This window comes from Pseudomonas sp. S1_G07, assembly GCF_054668565.1.
Genome location: NZ_CP162778.1, coordinates 4605209 through 4622406, shown reverse-complemented (window position 1 = coordinate 4622406; position 17198 = coordinate 4605209). Strand labels below are relative to the sequence as shown.

The 17198-nt window shown below is 58.0% G+C and carries 16 protein-coding genes, 1 tRNA gene and 2 pseudogenes; 12 read left to right on the top strand and 7 right to left on the bottom strand.

The genetic code is table 11. The annotated features are described in order from the left end of the window. Positions 1-3: 3 nt before the first annotated feature. Entirely contained in the window at positions 4-468 is a 465-nt protein-coding gene (locus AB4O05_RS20955; RefSeq protein ID WP_460135554.1) for a low molecular weight protein-tyrosine-phosphatase, read from the top strand. Further along, positions 465-1484, top strand: coding sequence for a UDP-N-acetylmuramate dehydrogenase (murB, locus tag AB4O05_RS20950; RefSeq protein ID WP_460135555.1), 1020 nt, complete (start codon positions 465-467; stop codon positions 1482-1484). Before AB4O05_RS20955 ends, murB begins: the two co-directional genes overlap by 4 nt. A gap of 62 nt (positions 1485-1546) precedes the next feature. Here the strand turns inward: murB and AB4O05_RS20945 are convergent, their stop codons facing one another. Then, a complete protein-coding gene (locus AB4O05_RS20945; protein ID WP_460135556.1) occupies positions 1547-2218 on the bottom strand; it encodes a Bax inhibitor-1/YccA family protein in 672 nt (223 codons plus the stop codon). Positions 2219-2370: 152 nt separating this feature from the next. Between AB4O05_RS20945 and AB4O05_RS20940 the strand changes: the two genes are divergently transcribed. After that, positions 2371-2461, top strand: a tRNA-Ser gene (locus AB4O05_RS20940). 94 nt (positions 2462-2555) lie between these two features. On the opposite strand, the pseudogene AB4O05_RS20935 reads toward AB4O05_RS20940, so the two are convergent. Continuing rightward, a pseudogene (locus tag AB4O05_RS20935) lies at positions 2556-2747 on the bottom strand (integrase); the annotation flags it as partial. A gap of 187 nt (positions 2748-2934) precedes the next feature. Between AB4O05_RS20935 and AB4O05_RS20930 the strand changes: the two are divergent. After that, entirely contained in the window at positions 2935-3300 is a 366-nt protein-coding gene (locus AB4O05_RS20930; protein ID WP_460135557.1) for a histone-like nucleoid-structuring protein, MvaT/MvaU family, read from the top strand. A gap of 78 nt (positions 3301-3378) precedes the next feature. On the opposite strand, the gene AB4O05_RS20925 is transcribed toward AB4O05_RS20930, so the two are convergent. The 3 genes and pseudogenes from AB4O05_RS20925 to AB4O05_RS20915 all read right to left on the bottom strand — a co-directional run. Next, a complete protein-coding gene (locus tag AB4O05_RS20925) occupies positions 3379-4071 on the bottom strand; it encodes a DUF421 domain-containing protein (RefSeq protein WP_460164795.1) in 693 nt (230 codons plus the stop codon). A 205-nt stretch (positions 4072-4276) separates the two neighbouring features. Then, positions 4277-4981, bottom strand: a complete 705-nt coding sequence (locus AB4O05_RS20920; RefSeq protein ID WP_460164923.1) for a methyl-accepting chemotaxis protein — start codon at positions 4979-4981, stop codon at positions 4277-4279. A gap of 201 nt (positions 4982-5182) precedes the next feature. Next, positions 5183-6205: pseudogene (locus AB4O05_RS20915) on the bottom strand (methyl-accepting chemotaxis protein); the annotation flags it as partial. A 363-nt stretch (positions 6206-6568) separates the two neighbouring features. Between AB4O05_RS20915 and AB4O05_RS20910 the strand changes: the two are divergent. The 3 genes from AB4O05_RS20910 (at position 6569) to AB4O05_RS20900 (ending at position 10361) form a co-directional block, all read left to right on the top strand. Then, positions 6569-8203 carry a glucan 1,4-alpha-maltotetraohydrolase domain-containing protein gene (locus tag AB4O05_RS20910; RefSeq protein WP_460135558.1) on the top strand — a complete coding sequence of 545 codons (1635 nt, stop codon included), beginning with the start codon at positions 6569-6571 and terminating at the stop codon, positions 8201-8203. Positions 8204-9183: 980 nt separating this feature from the next. After that, positions 9184-9933: a hypothetical protein gene (locus AB4O05_RS20905; protein WP_460164794.1), complete on the top strand. Its 750-nt coding sequence runs from the start codon at positions 9184-9186 to the stop codon at positions 9931-9933. Between the two features lie 158 nt (positions 9934-10091). Beyond that, positions 10092-10361, top strand: coding sequence for a hypothetical protein (locus AB4O05_RS20900; protein ID WP_460135559.1), 270 nt, complete (start codon positions 10092-10094; stop codon positions 10359-10361). Between the two features lie 34 nt (positions 10362-10395). Here AB4O05_RS20900 and AB4O05_RS20895 read toward each other — a convergent pair whose 3' ends face one another. Both AB4O05_RS20895 and AB4O05_RS20890 read right to left on the bottom strand, forming a co-directional pair. Then, positions 10396-10674 (bottom strand): hypothetical protein, encoded by a 279-nt coding sequence (locus AB4O05_RS20895; protein WP_460135560.1) that lies wholly within the window; start codon positions 10672-10674, stop codon positions 10396-10398. 147 nt (positions 10675-10821) lie between these two features. After that, the gene (locus AB4O05_RS20890; protein WP_460135561.1) at positions 10822-12639 is read right to left on the bottom strand and encodes a sigma-54-dependent Fis family transcriptional regulator; all 1818 of its coding nucleotides are present in this window, start codon (positions 12637-12639) and stop codon (positions 10822-10824) included. Positions 12640-12885: 246 nt separating this feature from the next. On the opposite strand from AB4O05_RS20890, the gene AB4O05_RS20885 reads away from it, so the two are divergent. The 5 genes from AB4O05_RS20885 to AB4O05_RS20865 are packed head-to-tail and all read left to right on the top strand — an operon-like array spanning position 12886 to position 17035. Further along, positions 12886-13980: an ABC transporter ATP-binding protein gene (locus AB4O05_RS20885; protein ID WP_460135563.1), complete on the top strand. Its 1095-nt coding sequence runs from the start codon at positions 12886-12888 to the stop codon at positions 13978-13980. Then, complete coding sequence (locus AB4O05_RS20880; RefSeq protein WP_460135564.1) at positions 13980-15077, top strand: ABC transporter ATP-binding protein; 1098 nt, start codon at positions 13980-13982, stop codon at positions 15075-15077. Before AB4O05_RS20885 ends, AB4O05_RS20880 begins: the two co-directional genes overlap by 1 nt. After that, complete coding sequence (locus tag AB4O05_RS20875; RefSeq protein ID WP_460135566.1) at positions 15074-15940, top strand: carbohydrate ABC transporter permease; 867 nt, start codon at positions 15074-15076, stop codon at positions 15938-15940. The genes AB4O05_RS20880 and AB4O05_RS20875 overlap by 4 nt, the downstream gene beginning before the upstream one ends. A gap of 10 nt (positions 15941-15950) precedes the next feature. Continuing rightward, complete coding sequence (locus AB4O05_RS20870; RefSeq protein ID WP_003232361.1) at positions 15951-16751, top strand: carbohydrate ABC transporter permease; 801 nt, start codon at positions 15951-15953, stop codon at positions 16749-16751. 11 nt (positions 16752-16762) lie between these two features. Next, positions 16763-17035, top strand: a complete 273-nt coding sequence (locus AB4O05_RS20865) for a DUF2160 domain-containing protein (protein ID WP_027607297.1) — start codon at positions 16763-16765, stop codon at positions 17033-17035. The last annotated feature ends 163 nt before the right edge of the window (positions 17036-17198 follow it).

The following is a 17198-nucleotide window of genomic DNA, read 5'->3' as shown; positions in this document are numbered from 1 at the left end:
CTGATGGAGGTCCTGTTTGTCTGCCTGGGCAATATCTGCCGCTCGCCCACCGCTGAAGGTGTACTGCGCCATAAATTGCGTGAAGCGGGGCTGGCCGGCCAAGTCGAGGTGGCGTCCGCGGGCACTGGCGAATGGCATGTCGGCAACCCGCCGGACCCGCGCAGCCAACGGGCGGCGCAGGCGCGTGGCTACGACCTGTCATCCCAGCGCGCCCAGCAGGTCTCCCGTGCCGACTTTGCGCGCTATGACCTGATCCTGGCCATGGACAGCAGCAACCTGCGCAACCTCAAGGCGCTGCAAGCGGGGCAGGGCAAGGCTGAGCTGGACCTGTTCCTGCGCCGCTGCGGTTCTGAAGTGGACGACGTGCCAGACCCGTATCACGAAGGCGAGCAAGGCTTTGAACGGGTCCTGGACCTGATTGAACAGGCTTGTGATTTATTGGTGATCGAATTGAAGGGGCGGTTATGACCTTGCAGGTGCTTGCCCAGGTATCGCTCAAGCCGTTCAACAGCTTTGGCCTCGATGTGCGCGCCCAGCTGTTCGCCGAGGCCCGCAGCGACGCGGACGTGCGTGACGCTCTGGCTTATGCTTCGGCGCACGCGTTGCCGCTGCTGGTTATCGGTGGTGGCAGCAACCTGCTGTTGACCCGGGATATTCCTGCCTTGGTGTTACGCATGGCCACCCAGGGTATTCGCGTGCTGCAGGACGACGGCGTTCAGGTGGTGGTCGAAGCCGAAGCCGGTGAGGCCTGGCACCCCTTTGTGCTGTGGACCCTGGAGCAGGGGTTGTGTGGCCTGGAAAACCTCAGCCTTATTCCCGGCACCGTCGGTGCCGCCCCGATGCAGAACATCGGCGCCTACGGCGTGGAGATCAAGGACGTATTCGCTGGCCTCACCGCGCTGGATCGTCACACCGGCGAACTGCGGGACTTCAGTCTGCAAGAGTGCAACTTCGCCTACCGCGACAGCCTGTTCAAGCACGAAACCGGGCGCTGGCTGATCCTGCGGGTGCGCTTTGCCCTGAGTCGCGCCAGCCACCTCAAGCTCGATTACGGCCCGGTGCAGCAACGGCTGGCGGGGCAGGGGATCACCGAGGCGACGCCAAGCGATGTCAGCCGCGCGATCTGCAGCATCCGTCGGGAAAAACTGCCCGATCCGGCCGAGCTTGGCAATGCCGGCAGCTTCTTCAAGAACCCGCTGGTGTCCAAAGCGTTGGCTGACGAGTTGCAGGTGCTGTATCCAGACCTGGTGGCCTACCCCCAGGCCGACGGGCAAATGAAGCTCGCCGCCGGTTGGCTGATCGAGAAGGCTGGCTGGAAAGGCTTTCGTGATGGCGACGCGGGCGTGCACAAGCTGCAGGCGCTGGTGCTGGTCAATTATGGCGGCGCCACGGGGCACGATATTGCCAACCTGGCCCAGCGTATTCAAAGGGATGTCGCCGAGCGCTTCAAGGTCGAGCTGGAGATGGAGCCCAACCAGTACTGATGGCCTGAAAACAAAAATGCCCCGCATCTTTCGATACGGGGCATTTTTTATGTGGCTGACAATCAGTCGTCGCGGCTCATGATGCCGAAGATCTGCAACAGGCTGATAAACAGGTTGTAGATCGATACATACAGGCTGATGGTCGCCATGATGTAGTTGCGCTCGCCGCCATGGATGATGGCGCTGGTCTGGAACAGGATGCACACCGAGGAGAACAGCACAAACCCCGCACTGATCGCCAGTTGCAGGCCACTGATCTGGAAGAACATCCCCGCAACCACGGCCGCCAGCAACACGAAGAAACCTGCGGTGATGAAGCCACCCAGGAAGCTCATGTCCTTGCGGGTGATCAGCACGTAGGCCGACAGCCCCCCGAACACCAGGGCCGTCATGGCAAACGCCGAACTGACCACTTCCGCACCGCCGGCCATGCCGAGGTAACGGTTGAGGATCGGGCCGAGGATAAAGCCCATGAAACCGGTCAAGGCAAACGCCGACACCAGGCCCCAGGCTGAATCACGCAGCTTGTTGGTGAGGAAGAACAGGCCATAGAAACCAATCAGCACCACAAAGATATTCGGGTAGCCCACGCGCATCTGCTGCGCCATGAACGCCATCACGCCGCTGAATGCGAGGGTAAGGGCGAGCAAGCCATAGGTGTTGCGCAACACGCGGCTGACTTCAAGCTGCTCAGCCTGCGCGTTGCCATTCACTGCGTAATTCTGTTCGCGCATGGCGACACTCCTTCGGTTTTGAAACGTTCAGTCGCAAAGATCATAACAGACGCTCTGTAACAAGCTATGGCGAGAGTTTGACAGTGTGTTTCATTCGGGTATTATGGCGCCCGCTGAGACAGGATGGGCTGCTATAGTCCTGTGATGCACAAGGGAAATTGGCAGAGTGGTTGAATGCACCGGTCTTGAAAACCGGCGAACGTTAATAGCGTTCCCAGGGTTCGAATCCCTGGTTTCCCGCCAAGATTCAAACGAAAGCCCCGCGAAAGTGGGGCTTTTGTGTTTCTGGGGTTTGGGTTGAGCACGACGGTTTTAAATAGGCGTCCCGAAACTTTGCCTATTTGGAGGGTTTTGCGGTGGCGCCAAGCCGTCTGTAAACCCGCTTGGTGATCTCCTGTTTGCTATGTCCCAGCAGTAGGCTTGCGTCGCCAATATCGATGATTTCCGATGCGGCCTTGGGCTGGATGTCGCGAAACTGAAACCGTCCAATTTTTGCTGCAAGCATAGGGTCGCCCTGATCCATCGCTTCCTTGAGCTCCGGTCCTGCCGTCCCGTAAACAGCATCCCAAACTATTGCACTTCTATGATCCTGATAAATGACCTTGCCCTTAACGTGGGATTCAATTTATTAAGAGCGCGTTCGCCTACAGTCCCATCAGTTCATACGCGTGTCCTTTTTTGGTGTAACGTAACAACACATCTAGAAGAGGTTTCCAATGTCTAAACTCGCAGAATTCCGCCAGCTCGAAAAACACCTTGCTGAACAACTCCAAGCACTTGAAGCCCTAAAAGGCGATGCAGGCCTTAAAAAAGAAATTGAATTCGAAACGAAGCTTCGCGATTTGCTCGCAAAATACAGTTACAGCTTGAAAGACGTGATCAACCTGCTTGATCCGCAAGCCGGTCGACGCGCGCCGGTAGCCGCGCCTAAAGCGGGTACACGCAAAGCCCGCGAAGTGAAAGTCTATAAGAACCCGCACACTGGTGAGATCATTGAGACGAAGGGCGGCAATCACAAAGGTTTGAAAGAGTGGAAAGCTGAACACGGCGCTGACACCGTCGAGTCCTGGCTGAAAAAGTGATTCTATCTGTAAGCGAAGAGGGCCCTCCGGGGCTCTTTTTTTTGGTTAGGCCGCTGGCAGCACGCATCGAGAGTCTGTTCACCGAGAGCGTGGTGTGTTCAGTGCAACTGACCAGACCTCTTGGTTGCAGCGCGGGCAATCTATCCCTTGATTTTCCAAAATAGGCTGGGCAAATCCGCAGTTTACGCAGCAATACAGTGCAGAAGCAGGCGCTATCTTGAACTCCGCTCGATGCTCTTTGGGCAGAACGGATAACCCTGGGCGCAATTCTTTTTGGTCGTAAAAGTAGAGGCTGATGTCGCCGTCGGTCTCCATCAGCCCCAACCGCACTTGTCCCAAATGCTCAACGCCTCGTTGCCGCAATTCCATTAATAATTCGCTGGATGAGATGTTCAGCTTTTCCAGAGACTTGAGTTCATAAAGGCCGTTGCTGATCACGGTGACAGGCAGGCCATCAATCCAGGATTCGAACTTCTTGCTTTTGGTCATGGCCAGAACCGTGAGACGGTACAGCAGCAAAAGCGTTAGAAAAACGACGGCCACTGGCAAAAGCGGGACGTCGTGATAGAAAGAAACGTCTCCTGCAGCAGAACCCAGCGTCAGGATGACAACGAGCTCAAACAGCGAGAGTTGCCTGATTCCTCGTCGGCCACTTGATTTCAAAAAAAGAAAGACAGCAAGGAAAGCAAAAGTAGCTCGGAAACCCACCTCTAACAAAAACGACAGTGGAAACTCGTCTATCAACATCCGCTGTATATCGAACGGCGACATACTCACCCCTATAGTTTTTTTAGGGTAGTTATAGATCAGCCAAGCTTTTCCACACCAGTTATTTGTTCAACTATCTGAGCCCTCAGACAGTGTCATTGCAGATTGCGCCGGACATAGCGCTAAGCGGTCGGAGAGCGGATAGTCGCGGGCGCAAGAGCGGCAGATCGCCTGGTGACTGCATCACGAGGCGCCTGACCCCGGATACTTAAATCTTGAAGCGCGCAACCATGCTCTGCAAGTCACCGCCCAGGCGTGCCAGTTCAACAGTCGATGCGGCGCTCTGCTCTGTTGCGGATGCAGACTGCTCAGCAATGTCACGCACGCTGAGCACGCTGCGGTTGATTTCATCGGTCACTGCGCTTTGTTGCTCGGCAGCGGTGGAAATCTGCTGGCTCATCTGTTCAATCGTGGCAATGGACTGATTGATCTCAACCAACGCCTGTTCAGCTTGACGAGCCAGCACTACAGTGCCTTCGGTGCGTTGCAGACTGGCGTCCATCAGGCCTGACGCTGCGCCTGTGCCCTGTTGCAGGGCGTGGATCAGCACTTCGATTTCAGTTGTGGAGTTCTGGGTGCGCTGGGCCAGCGAGCGCACCTCGTCGGCCACTACGGCAAAACCACGACCTTTCTCACCGGCGCGTGCGGCCTCGATGGCGGCGTTGAGCGCGAGCAGGTTGGTCTGCTCGGCAACGGCCTTGATCACGTCAATCACGCTGCCGATCTTGCTGCTGTCTTCGGTCAGGCGCTGCATGGCTTCGCCCAACTGCTTCACTTCACCGGCCAACTGGCCAATTTCCCGCGTGGCGTGCTGCACCACACTGCTGCCATGTGCTGCACGTTCGCTGGCCTGTTTGGCAGACCGCGAAGCGTCTTCGGTGTTACGCGCTACTTCCTGTACGGTAGAGGCCATTTCGTTCATGGCGGTGGCGACCTGGTCGACTTCGTTTTTTTGCAGGGTGACGCCCGCACTGGTCTGCTCGCTGACAGCAGACAATTGCTCGGCCGCTGTAGCGATCTGTGTGACACCGTTGCCGATGCCGCCGATCAGGCCGCGCAGGGAAACGGTCATGTGCTGCATGGTGTTCTGTAACAGGCCCAGTTCGTCCTGACGAGGCGTGCTGGTGTCCTGGGTCAAGTCACCATCAGCAATCCGGCGCGCGGCAATGACCGTATCGTTCAACGGAAGGGTTATTTGGCGGGTGATCAGGAATGCAGCAAAGATACCAATCAGCAAGACCACCAGCGCGACACTCAACAACTGAACGACGGCGGTGTTCTTCTCTTTTTGGGCACTGACAATCTGCTGTGCCGCCAAATCATCGGCTACGACAGCTGTTGCGACGGATTGCTGTTGCAGGTTGCCGCGAACCTGATCGGCCTGCTGAAGCATCTCCGAGATCGACGACATCAGTACCTTGTACTGTTTAAGCGCATTCAGCGCGGTATCTACAGCGGCGTTCGCCTGGCTTGGCAATGCGCTGCGAGCAGCTGACACCTGAGCAATCAGTGCGTCGGCCGAATTGTAGGTCGCCTGACGGTTATCGGTAGAAGGCACGCTCACATAGCGGCGAAATACCAGCCGGAAGTTGGTCATGCCGTTACGCAAGTCGCCAGCGATCCTGACCTGTTTTATGCCGGCTTCATCCGGAGCACGCAATGTGTCGTCAATGGTCTTTTCCAGCAGGTTTTCGAACGTGGCACTGACCTCGTCCGAGACCTTGATCAAGGGTTTCAACGCATCATCGACTTTCTGATTGATGCTGACCAATTGATCAAACGTCTGCTTCAGGCCGCCAACCTGCTCCTTGATGTTACGCAGCTTAGCCAGATTACTCGGCGCGGCTAACATACCAATGCCGTCATCGACACTGTGGCTCAACGTATTCAGCGCACCGCTGTAGGCTTGCACGCCGGAAGCACTCGGCCCAGTGGCATAGGCTTGTGCGGCGATGCGGGCGTTCAGGACATCAGCCTTGATCTCGGAGACCTTGCCACTCTTGCCAAGGCGCTCGATCAGCAGGTTGGTGCTGGAGTAACCGATTGCGGTGACGGTCAGCACGCCCAGCAAAATGGCGGCGAAGCCCAGCCCGAGCTTCTTACTGACTTTCAAGTTATCCAACCACTGTGCGCTCATTACGTGTGTGCCTTTGATTTTTACGAGATGCCCGTGAGTCGGCGCTAAGCCAGGTAACTTGATAGTTTGTGTGACAAAAGTTGGCTCGCAAGTTAATGAGGAAAGCCACAACAACGCCGTTTTACGAGGCCTTCAGCCCTTCATTAATATTTATTTAGTTTTGGTTCGAGGCTCTTTTCCCGATGGCCGGCGCCCCGAGGAATAAAGGTATTTCGTATCAGAATGAATAGAAACAACTGTGAGGAGGGCGCAAGTGCTGGCTGCCCAGCCGCACCGATCGTCGGGACTGGTATTTTTCACAGGTTACGCTCTGGCGTGTCTGACCGACCCTGAAACTTCCTTCTATCAGAGGGGAGTTGCCCGATGAACCGCAATGCACAATTGTTCAAAAGGGTGGCGATGTTGATGACGTCGCTGATCATCGGGTTTGGGGCCGGGGCGGCGGTCTATGGCGAGGACCTTCAAGGCAACACGCCTCAAGGTGTTCGCTACGAGGGCGGGGATGAAATTTTGTTGCAGGGGTTTCACTGGAACTCCACCCGCCTGCCCACTGGCGATTGGTATGCGACGCTTTCGGCCCAGGCCGCACAGATCGGTAAAGACGGCTTCACGGGGATCTGGTTGCCGCCCCCCTGGCGCGATGTATCCAGGTGGTCTGATCCCGCTGCCAAAACCAGTGGTGGCGGGGAAGGGTATTACTGGAGCGATTTTGACAAAAATAGCGGATACGGCACTGAGCGCCAATTGAAGGGTGTGATCGCCGCGTTACAGGCGGCTCACGTCAAAGTGATTTTTGATGTGGTCCCCAATCATATGAATCGCAAGGATATAGGCCCGGCATTGCAAGGCGTACTCAGTGACGACACTGCGTGGCGTGAGGGTTGTGCGCAATGTGATACCGGCGAGCCCTTTTCTAAAGGCGATGCTGATCTGAATAGCGGTAACGCCAAGGTCTTCGCCCTGTTCAAAGACGAGTTTGCAAACCTGCGCGATAACTACGGTGCCGATGGGCTGCGTTTTGATTTTGTTAAAGGCTACGGGGCTGACGCTGTCAATGACTGGATGAGCAGTTTTGGCAATACCGGTTTCTGTGTCGGGGAGCTATGGAGAGCCCCCAACGAATACCCTGTCGATGACTGGCGCCGTACAGCCAGTTGGCAGGACGCTCTCAAGGACTGGTCCGATCACTCCCACTGCACCGTCTTTGATTTCGCGCTCAAAGAACGTATGCAGAATGGGGCACTTTCAGATTGGCGTAATGGCCTGAACGGTAATCCGGATCCTGCCTGGCGATCCATTGCCGTGACCTTTGTCGATAACCATGACACCGGTTACTCCCCAGGCCCGGGTGGTGGTCAGCATCATTGGTCGCTGCCGGAGCACCTGCGTGATAAGGCTTACGCCTACATCCTCAGCAGTCCGGGTACCCCGATGGTTTATTGGCCGGACATGTACGACTGGCCGCGGGGCGCCTTGATCCGAGAACTCATTGCGCTGCGCCGCGGTGCGGGAGTGCGGGCCGACTCTCCTATCGTGTTTTTGAATAACTATTCAGGCCTGGTGGCAAAGACCACGGGCGATAAGCAAACGTTGCTGGTTGCCCTTGCGTCAGATCTTGACGGGGCAAAGGTTCCGGCCGCCTTCACTCAAGTGCTGGACCGCAACAGTGGGGGCATCCGCATCTGGCGCGCTGTGCCGCAAGCCAAAAGCGTCAGTGTGCAGTTGAAGTGTGATCAAGGTAAAACCCAGCCCGGGCAAAGCGTTTATGCCGTTGGATCAAGCCTTGAACTGGGGGATTGGTCACCCGCTCGGGCCGTACGCTTGACGGATGTGAGTCAGTACCCTCTTTGGCAAGGCCGGATCGATTTGCCGCAGGGGCACTATGAATGGAAGTGCATTGTCCGAGGCGACCAGGACGCGACGGTGGTGCGCTGGCAGAACGGTGCCAATACAGCGTTCGAGGCTAAGCAGGGCGGCAGCAGTGCAGGCAGTTTCTAGCGAGGTGCCGCCGCCCGGATGTAGAGGTTTTTCGACGAGTGCCGCGCCTGGATCAAGGGTTCCATGGCTTTTTGGGTTGCCACCCGGTGGTTTGGCGACTACCCTGGAAATGTATGAATTATTACGAACAATTTCGGAAGCGCCCATATTTGAGGCGCGATACTTCAGGACGAGGAACGAAACATGTTTTCACACGAAGGTCCCGCAATAGAGCTGTTGCTGTTGGTTTTTTGTCTTACTGGCCTACTGCTGATTGTCTGGTTTGTTCATTACCAATACGAGCGAAAGATCGGTAAAGACGTTAAAAAACAACAAATCCAGAACGAGGGCCGCTCAACGTAAGGTTCCATATTACTCACGCAAAAGCCCTGCAATGACGGCAATGCCGTTCAGTTAAGCGAAAGTGATTCACTGTAGGAGCGAGGGGGACGCCTAGTTCTTGCTCGCGAAAAACGCCCAGGCAACGCGTTCATTCTCGATAAGCGCGGTGGCCCTGAGTTCTTCGCGAGCAAGCTCGCTCCTACAAGCATTGCTGCAATGACGGGGCTTTTGGTTGCTCAAGCTTGGCATTCAATCGAGCAATACCTCCCACTGCCGCATTCGCGGCTGAATTGCAAAGCCGTCACCCCGTGTTCAGCAAAAAAGCTGGGCCACCGAAAGCAGGCAAAGCACCTGAGCAAACAGTTGAGCCCGAATTGGATGTTTCATTGCTGTCACCCTCGTCTACAGCTGCTGGTGAGCGTCCGCCACGTCGATTTCGGAGCTTGGGCAAACTCCGCTTCGGTAGTAACGCACGCAACTGCTTGCGTGAGTATAGGTCGAGAAACGAATGTTCACGATTGAAGGGTTTCAACCCGCCCGGCTGGCGTTGGTTACAACTCTGCGACCACCCTTCATTGCACTTTTTTCATTTCTTCGCTCTATCCTTGTCCAAGCCCTGGCGATTCGCCGTGTGGGCAGCAGAACCAGATTGGGTGCCGATGGATCGCAGTGTTCCTTTTTTCAGAATTCAACCGTTGCGTCGGCCATTGTTGCTGGCGGCAGTTTTGATGCTGTGTACCTGCGGTTGCACCCAGCAACAGGGGCGGGACATTGCCAAGCAATTCAGTAATGGCAAGCCCGATGAGTTCTTTCAAACCAGTGTTGATCGCATGGCGACCCTGGGTATGCGCGACAACCTGCAAAGCCTGTATTTGCTGATGAACAAACTCTATCTGCGTAACCCCAGCCAGTGGCGTCAGTCGGGGTACCCGGATGCAGTGAGCGCTGCGCGGGAAATTCGCCAGGCCATTGAGCAGCGTCGGTCGCTGCCGGCGCTTGGGGAGCGTCGCGACCTGGCGGCCCTGAGTTATTCCTTGAGCCCGGAGTTCAAGGGCGACCGGGTCGGGGCCTTCATCTATGCGATCGGCAGCATGCTGGTGACCGCGCACGGTGGGCGCACCCAGTTCTACGTGACCGACTCGATCAACCCGCAGTTCGTCAGCAATGCCGCGCGCAATATCGAGAAAGCCACCTGGTTGCTCGGCCAGCGCCAGGATGCGAATGGCGTGTTGCTGCTGTTCTCTAACGAGATATCAGAGGAGGGCAGCAACCTGAGTTTTGCGGTTGAGTTCGGCAAGATTGTCGCGCGCCTCGACTTGCTGACGCAGATGCTCGATGAGCGCTACCGGCGGATCGGCCTCAACTATGCACAAAGTCTGCTGCTGATGAATTTCCTTCCGGTGCAGTGATTGTGGTTGGCATCACGCGCTCCTTGTGCACCAGTCCAGTTAAGCGGTGCGGTGTTTCCTTTTCCCTTGTAGGAAGCGGCCTATGTTGCATCCCGATGCTTGAATCGCCCAGGCGTCGGCAATAGCCTCGGACTTTTCCGAAAAAATGAGGCCCGACCTTGGGTAAGCGAAAAACGGTGTGGCCGACGGATCGAGAAATACGCCTGCGCTTTATCCTTCATGCGGTGATCGACGCCGCGACTGTCGAAGGCGTCAGTGCCGAGGTGTTGTTGCCGGCGCACAAGCTGCTGCGCGACTCACCGGCCGAGGCCCGGTTGATCAGTGCCCTGAGCGAAATACTGGCGACCGATGAGCTGTACGGTTTCAGGTTTCCAGCAGGCTCCGAGGCGGACGAACTGATGCGCACGCTGGAGCTGCCTGCTGGCTAGGCTTCTCGCCGCACCTGGCAACGACTGTGGGTGTTCAGTCATCCAGGCTGAACGTCAGCCAGTCGGCGCCTTCATTACGCTTGATCTCGACAATCAGCCCTTTGATTTCCTTGCCGTCCGGCAGCGTCACCGTCACGCGGGTAGCGTGGCCAGGCCATTGCAACGGCCCTTGGGCCTGGAGTTGCACGATGGTCGGCGTGCCGCTTTCCGTTAGACGAATCTTTACGTTCTCATTCAAGCATTCCTTGGACTCGGTACCCAGATGGTCCGAGGCCAGGAGTACGTGGGCACTACCTTCGTGTGTAAACGACATAGGGGTGGTTCCTTTCAGAGGCTAAGCGGCAGGTTGTGCAGTGGACCGCTGAAGCATCACGTAGGTTTCCTCGGTGTTTTTTAAGGGTATCGAGCGAGGACGTGTGCAAGTACTCGGCCGATATATCTGCCAGGGCGGCGGGGAAGGTCAGTCGTTCCCTTGGCGCAGTCGCTTGTACAGGGTATTGCGGCTTACCCCCAGCTCCCGCGCCAGGTGCGAGATATTGCCGCCCGCCGCCTTCAAGCGCTGTGTCAGGTCGCTACTGTCAGCCACCTCCTCGCTGGCCGGCTGCGGCGGCGTCACGTTCAAATCCACAAAAAAATCATCCGGCAGGTGTTCCGGGCGGATCGGCTGTTCCTCGGCCATCGCCAGGGCGACCTGTAACACGCTGCTCACTTGGCGCAGATTTCCCGGCCACGGGTGCTGCTCGAACAGCGCCAGCACCTCAGCACTTAACCCGGCCCATTGGGTGGGCTCGCGGTGTTGCTGCCACAGTTGCTGAAACAGCGCTCGCTTGTCGGTGCGCTCGCGCAACGGCGGCAATTCCAGGGTCAGGCCGCCGATACGATAGTACAAATCCTCACGAAAGCGCCCGGCCTGCACCTGCTCGCGCAGGGAGCGATTGGTCGCCGAGATGATGCGCAAATCCACCGGGAACAATTCGCTGCTGCCCACCGGTTGCACGCAGCGTTCCTGCAACACCCGTAGCAGGCGGGCCTGGGTCGGCAGCGGCATGTCGCCAATTTCATCAAGAAACAACGTGCCCTTGTCGGCCTTGCGGATCAAACCGATGCTGCCTTTCTGGTTGGCGCCGGTGAACGCGCCTTTTTCGTAGCCGAACAGTTCCGATTCCACCAGCTCGGCGGGAATCGCCGCACAGTTCACCGCGATAAACGCCTGCTGGCTACGGGAACTGGCCTGGTGCAGCGCTTTGACAAACACCTCTTTGCCCACGCCGGTTTCGCCGTGGATCAGCAGCGGGATGTCCTTTTCCAGCAGGCGCTCGGCCTGACGCACGGCCTTTTCCACGCGAGCATCGCCAAAGTGCAGGGTCTTGAGGCCCAGCGCCGTCGGCTCAGGGGGCACCGGCTCACTGAATACACGCGCCTGTACCGGCCTCTGTTTGGGGCGCTTCAATAAACACTGGAATCGGTTACGTCCTGCCGCCTGCAATGAAAACGGCAAGCCCTCCGGCTGGTTGAGCAATTCCAGCAGCGACACCTTGAACAAGCTGTCGATCATCACCCGCGACAAACTGATGCCCAGCAGGTTGTCGGCGCGACGGTTGGCCGACAGCACCTGGCCGCTCTCATCAAAGATCAGCAGGCCCGCCCACTGGCTGTCGAGGTTGCTCAGGCCGGTGTTGAAGGTCAGTTGGAAATGCTCGCCGCGAAACAGGTTGAGGATCAGCCGGTTTTCCACGGTCTGGCTCATCATCTTGACCATGCCCAAGGTGTGGGAGGGCGGCAGGTAGCTGTCGCTGGACACATCCAGCACGGCGATGATTTCGCGCTGGGCATCAAAGATCGGTGCCGCCGAGCCGGTCATGAAGCGGTTGGCCTTGAGGAAGTGTTCGTCGTGTTCGATATGCACGGCCTGGGCACAGGCCAGCGCGGTGCCGATGGCATTGGTGCCGCTGGAACGCTCCCTCCAGCTGGCCCCCGCGCTGAAACCCCGTGCCAGCTTGGGCTCGATAAAGCGTTGGGTGCCCCACGAGGTCAGCACCTGGCCCTGGTTGTCGGCCAGCATGATCAGGCAGTTGGAATTGCTGAGGATGTTCTCGTAGTAGGGCAGCACTTCCTGGTGGGTGGTCTGCACCAATGAGTGCTGGCTTTCCAGCAGTTGGCTGATGCCTTCGGCCGGCAGTTGGTCGAAGCTGGGCGTGCTCTGGTGGTCCAGGCCAAAGGCGCGGCAACGGCGCCAGGATTCCTGAATGATGGTGTCGTGAGCCAGGGGTTGGGCCATCGGGCGACCTTCTGTTTTTATTGTTTTTATGGGCCCCCGCCGGCGCGGAGGCCTACTTAGTGTTGTCCAGGACTGTTCATTGTCAACCCCCTGATTGTTCAGTTGTTCAGTCTGATCTGTTCATTTGTGTTCACTCTCGAACATGGCGCTCAAGCTATTTCCTTATAGATCAAGCATCTGCCGCTTTGGCACGAAAATCGCTCTGACGCCTGGCCAGATTCATTCCAATAATAAAAAGGTCGTGTCATGTCATTGACCCTGGAAAATGTCTCCCGCGTTGTCGAAGGTCAAACCTGGATCGACGACGCCACCCTGCGTTTCGAAGCCGGTTCCTTCAACGTCTTGCTGGGCCGCACCCTGTCCGGCAAGACCAGCCTGATGCGCCTGATGGCCGGGCTGGACAAGCCCGACAGCGGCCGTATCCTGATGAACGGCGTCGACATCACCCACAAGCCGGTACGCCTGCGCAACGTGTCGATGGTGTATCAGCAGTTCATCAACTACCCGACCATGACCGTGTTCGAAAACATCGCCTCGCCGTTGCGCCAGGCCGGTGTGTCCAACGAGCTGATCCAGAGCAAGGTGCTGGAAACCGCGAAGATGCTGCGCATCGAGAAGTTCCTCCAGCGCCACCCGCTGGAGCTGTCCGGTGGCCAGCAGCAACGCACGGCGATGGCTCGCGCCTTGGTGAAAGATGCCGAACTGATCCTGTTCGATGAGCCACTGGTGAACCTGGACTACAAACTGCGTGAAGAGCTGCGTCAGGAAATGCGCGAGCTGTTCCAGGCGCGCCATACCATTGCCATCTATGCCACCACCGAGCCCAACGAGGCCCTGGCGCTGGGCGGCACCACCACCATCCTGCACGAAGGCCGGGTGATCCAGAGCGGCAAGGCCGCCGAGGTTTACCACCAGCCGCAGACGGTGCTGGCGGCGGAGCTGTTTTCCGAACCGCCGATCAACCTGATGCCCGGACGCATCAGTGGCAACGAGGTGAGCTTCGCCAATTTTGTGCACTTCCCGTTGAACGTCGACCTGCGCCCCATCGGCGAAGGCGAGTTCCGCTTTGGCGTGCGCCCCAGCCATATCAGCCTGGTGCCGAGCAACGACGATGACCTGGAACTGGCGGTCACCGTGGAAGTCGCCGAGATCAGCGGCTCGGAAACCTTCCTGCATGTGCGCAGCGAACATTTCCTGCTGGTGCTGCACCTGCCGGGGGTGCATGAGTACGACGTCGACGCGCCGATCCGCGTGTACATCCCCACCCATAAACTGTTTGTGTTCGATGACCGGGGCCGTTTGGTCCAGGCCCCCGGACGCCGTGTCGCGAGGGTTGCCTGATGGCCGAGATCCATTTGCAGAACCTGGCGCACAGCTACAGTCCCACGCCAGCAGGGCCTGAAGACTACGCCATCCGGGCCATGAACCACGTGTGGGAGCAGGGCGGAGCCTACGCTTTGCTCGGCCCGTCGGGCTGCGGCAAGTCGACCCTGCTCAATATCATTTCCGGCCTGCTCAGCCCGTCCGAGGGCCAGGTGCTGTTTGACACGAAAGTGGTCAACGACCTCACCCCGGAGAAACGCAACATCGCCCAGGTGTTCCAGTTCCCGGTGGTGTACGACACCATGACCGTGTTCGACAACCTGGCCTTCCCCCTGCGCAACCAGGGCATGGCCGAGGCGAAAATTCACAGCAAGGTGCAGGAAATCGCCGAAGTCCTCGACCTGCAAAACCTGCTGAGCAAAAAAGCCCGCAACCTCACCGCCGATGAAAAGCAGAAAGTTTCCATGGGCCGTGGACTGGTGCGCGACGACGTGTCGGCGATCCTGTTTGACGAGCCGCTGACGGTGATCGACCCGCACCTCAAGTGGAAACTGCGGCGCAAGCTCAAGCAGATCCATGAGCAGTTCAATATCACCATGGTCTACGTCACCCACGACCAGTTGGAAGCCTCCACTTTCGCGGACAAGATCGCGGTGATGTACGGCGGGCAGATCGTGCAGTTCGGTACACCCAGGGAATTGTTCGAGCGCCCCAGCCACACGTTTGTCGGCTATTTCATTGGCAGCCCCGGGATGAATCTGATCGAGGTGCAGGCCGAGGCCGGTGGCGTGGGTTTTGCCGCGACCCATCTGCCGCTGTCCGAGGCATTGCAGCAGCGCATAGCCGGCACCGACTACAAGAAACTGCAGGTGGGTATCCGCCCGGAATTTATCCATGTGTGGGACGAGTACAACCCTGACGCCTTGCAAGCCGATGTCACACACCTTGAAGACCTCGGCACCTACAAGATCATGACCCTCAACCTCGACGGCGCCACCTTGAAGGTGCGTTTGGCCGAAGACAAACCGGTGCCCGAGGGCAAGGCTTCGATCAGCTTTCCCGCGCAATGGCTGATGCTCTACGCCGACGATTACCTGCTGGAGGTGCAGCGATGAATAAGGTGCAGAACAACAAGGCCTGGTGGCTGGTGTTGCCGGTATTCCTGCTGGTGGCGTTCAGCGCGGTGATCCCGATGATGACCGTGGTCAACTATTCGGTGCAGGACATCTTCGACCAATCCAGCCGCTACTTCGTCGGCACCGACTGGTACAGGCAGGTGCTGCTCGACCCGCGCCTGCACGATTCGCTGCTGCGCCAATTCATCTATTCGGCTTGCGTGCTGCTGATCGAAATCCCGCTGGGCATCGCCATCGCCCTGACCATGCCGACCAAGGGCCGCTGGTCGTCGCTGGTGCTGATCGTGCTGGCGATTCCGCTGCTGATCCCGTGGAACGTGGTGGGCACCATCTGGCAGATCTTCGGCCGCGCCGACATCGGTTTGCTGGGCTACAGCCTGAATGCCCTGGGTATCAGCTACAACTATGCGGCCAACACGGCGGATGCCTGGGTCACCGTGCTGGTGATGGACGTGTGGCACTGGACCTCACTGGTGGCGCTGCTCTGCTATTCGGGCCTGCGGGCGATTCCAGACGTGTACTACCAGGCCGCGCGGATTGATCGTGCGTCCGCCTGGGCGGTGTTCCGGCATATCCAGTTGCCCAAGATGAAGAGCGTGCTGTTGATCGCGGTGATGCTGCGCTTTATGGACAGCTTCATGATCTACACCGAGCCCTTCGTACTGACGGGCGGCGGGCCGGGTAACGCCACCACCTTCCTGAGTCAGACCCTGACCCAGATGGCCGTAGGCCAATTCGACCTGGGCCCGGCGGCGGCGTTTTCGCTGGTGTATTTCCTGATCATCCTGTTGGTGTCCTGGCTGTTCTACACCGCCATGACCCACTCCGACGCCAACCGCTGAGGCCGCCAACATGAGCAAGCGCAAGCTGATCCCGCTGCTGATCTACATTCTGTTCCTGCTGGTGCCGATCTACTGGCTGCTGAACATGTCCTTCAAGAGCAACACTGAAATCCTCGGTGGGCTGACGCTGTTTCCGCAGGATTTCACCCTGGCCAACTACAAGGTGATCTTTACCGACCCAAGCTGGTACACCGGCTACCTCAACTCGCTGTACTACGTGAGCCTGAACACGGTGATCTCCCTCAGCGTGGCGCTGCCGGCGGCCTATGCGTTTTCGCGCTACCGCTTCCTCGGTGACAAGCACCTGTTCTTCTGGCTGCTGACCAACCGCATGGCGCCCCCGGCAGTGTTTTTACTGCCGTTCTTCCAGTTGTATTCGTCCATCGGCCTGTTTGATACCCACATCGCCGTGGCCTTGGCCCATTGCCTGTTCAACGTGCCGTTGGCGGTGTGGATCCTGGAGGGCTTCATGTCTGGCGTGCCCAAGGAAATCGACGAAACCGCCTACATCGACGGCTACTCGTTTCCCAAGTTTTTCGTGAAGATTTTTATCCCGCTGATTGGTTCCGGCATCGGTGTCACCGCGTTTTTCTGCTTCATGTTTTCCTGGGTTGAACTGTTGCTGGCGCGCACCCTGACCTCGGTCAATGCCAAGCCGATCGCGGCGGTGATGACCCGCACGGTGTCGGCGTCGGGGATCGATTGGGGCGTGCTGGCGGCGGCGGGGGTGTTGACCATCCTGCCGGGCATGCTGGTGATCTGGTTTGTTCGCAACCACGTGGCCAAGGGCTTTGCCCTGGGCCGGGTCTAGAGGAATCGATGATGGAATGGATGGCCTGGACCACCCCCACCGCGCTGTTCTTTGGCGGCATTGCCCTGATTCTGGCGGGCATGACCACTTGGGAACTGCGTTCGCCGAGCATCCCCCGGCGGGGTGTTTTGCCGATCAGCACTACCCGTGGTGATCGTTTGTTTATCGGTCTTCTCGGCAGCGCCTACCTGCATTTGCTGGTCATCGGCGTTACCGACTGGAGCATCTGGGTGGCGTCCGCGCTCTCCCTGGTATGGCTGTTGAGTGTGATGCGTTGGGGCTAGCGCCCCGACACCTCGTAGGAGCGAGGGGGACGCCTAGTTCTTGCTCGCGAAAATCGCCAACGATAACGCGGGCATTCTGGATGTACGCGGTGTCCTCGGGTTTTTCGCGAGCAAGCTCGCTCCTGCAGGGGACTGTGGCGTTTGTAGTCCTTTTTGAAATTAA

What these genes read in the sequence shown, in the direction of transcription:
- murB (WP_460135555.1), top strand. Translation starts at nt 465, where the DNA reads ATGACCTTGCAGGTGCTTGCCCAGGTATCGCTCAAGCCGTTCAACAGC.
- AB4O05_RS20895 (WP_460135560.1), bottom strand. Translation starts at nt 10,674, where the DNA reads ATGTCGTTTACACACGAAGGTAGTGCCCACGTACTCCTGGCCTCGGAC.
- AB4O05_RS20885 (WP_460135563.1), top strand. Translation starts at nt 12,886, where the DNA reads ATGTCATTGACCCTGGAAAATGTCTCCCGCGTTGTCGAAGGTCAAACC.
- AB4O05_RS20910 (WP_460135558.1), top strand. Translation starts at nt 6,569, where the DNA reads ATGAACCGCAATGCACAATTGTTCAAAAGGGTGGCGATGTTGATGACG.
- AB4O05_RS20905 (WP_460164794.1), top strand. Translation starts at nt 9,184, where the DNA reads ATGGATCGCAGTGTTCCTTTTTTCAGAATTCAACCGTTGCGTCGGCCA.
- AB4O05_RS20930 (WP_460135557.1), top strand. Translation starts at nt 2,935, where the DNA reads ATGTCTAAACTCGCAGAATTCCGCCAGCTCGAAAAACACCTTGCTGAA.
- AB4O05_RS20870 (WP_003232361.1), top strand. Translation starts at nt 15,951, where the DNA reads ATGAGCAAGCGCAAGCTGATCCCGCTGCTGATCTACATTCTGTTCCTG.
- AB4O05_RS20925 (WP_460164795.1), bottom strand. Translation starts at nt 4,071, where the DNA reads ATGTCGCCGTTCGATATACAGCGGATGTTGATAGACGAGTTTCCACTG.
- AB4O05_RS20920 (WP_460164923.1), bottom strand. Translation starts at nt 4,981, where the DNA reads ATGGCCTCTACCGTACAGGAAGTAGCGCGTAACACCGAAGACGCTTCG.
- AB4O05_RS20875 (WP_460135566.1), top strand. Translation starts at nt 15,074, where the DNA reads ATGAATAAGGTGCAGAACAACAAGGCCTGGTGGCTGGTGTTGCCGGTA.
- AB4O05_RS20890 (WP_460135561.1), bottom strand. Translation starts at nt 12,639, where the DNA reads ATGGCCCAACCCCTGGCTCACGACACCATCATTCAGGAATCCTGGCGC.
- AB4O05_RS20865 (WP_027607297.1), top strand. Translation starts at nt 16,763, where the DNA reads ATGGAATGGATGGCCTGGACCACCCCCACCGCGCTGTTCTTTGGCGGC.
- AB4O05_RS20945 (WP_460135556.1), bottom strand. Translation starts at nt 2,218, where the DNA reads ATGCGCGAACAGAATTACGCAGTGAATGGCAACGCGCAGGCTGAGCAG.
- AB4O05_RS20955 (WP_460135554.1), top strand. Translation starts at nt 4, where the DNA reads ATGGAGGTCCTGTTTGTCTGCCTGGGCAATATCTGCCGCTCGCCCACC.
- AB4O05_RS20880 (WP_460135564.1), top strand. Translation starts at nt 13,980, where the DNA reads ATGGCCGAGATCCATTTGCAGAACCTGGCGCACAGCTACAGTCCCACG.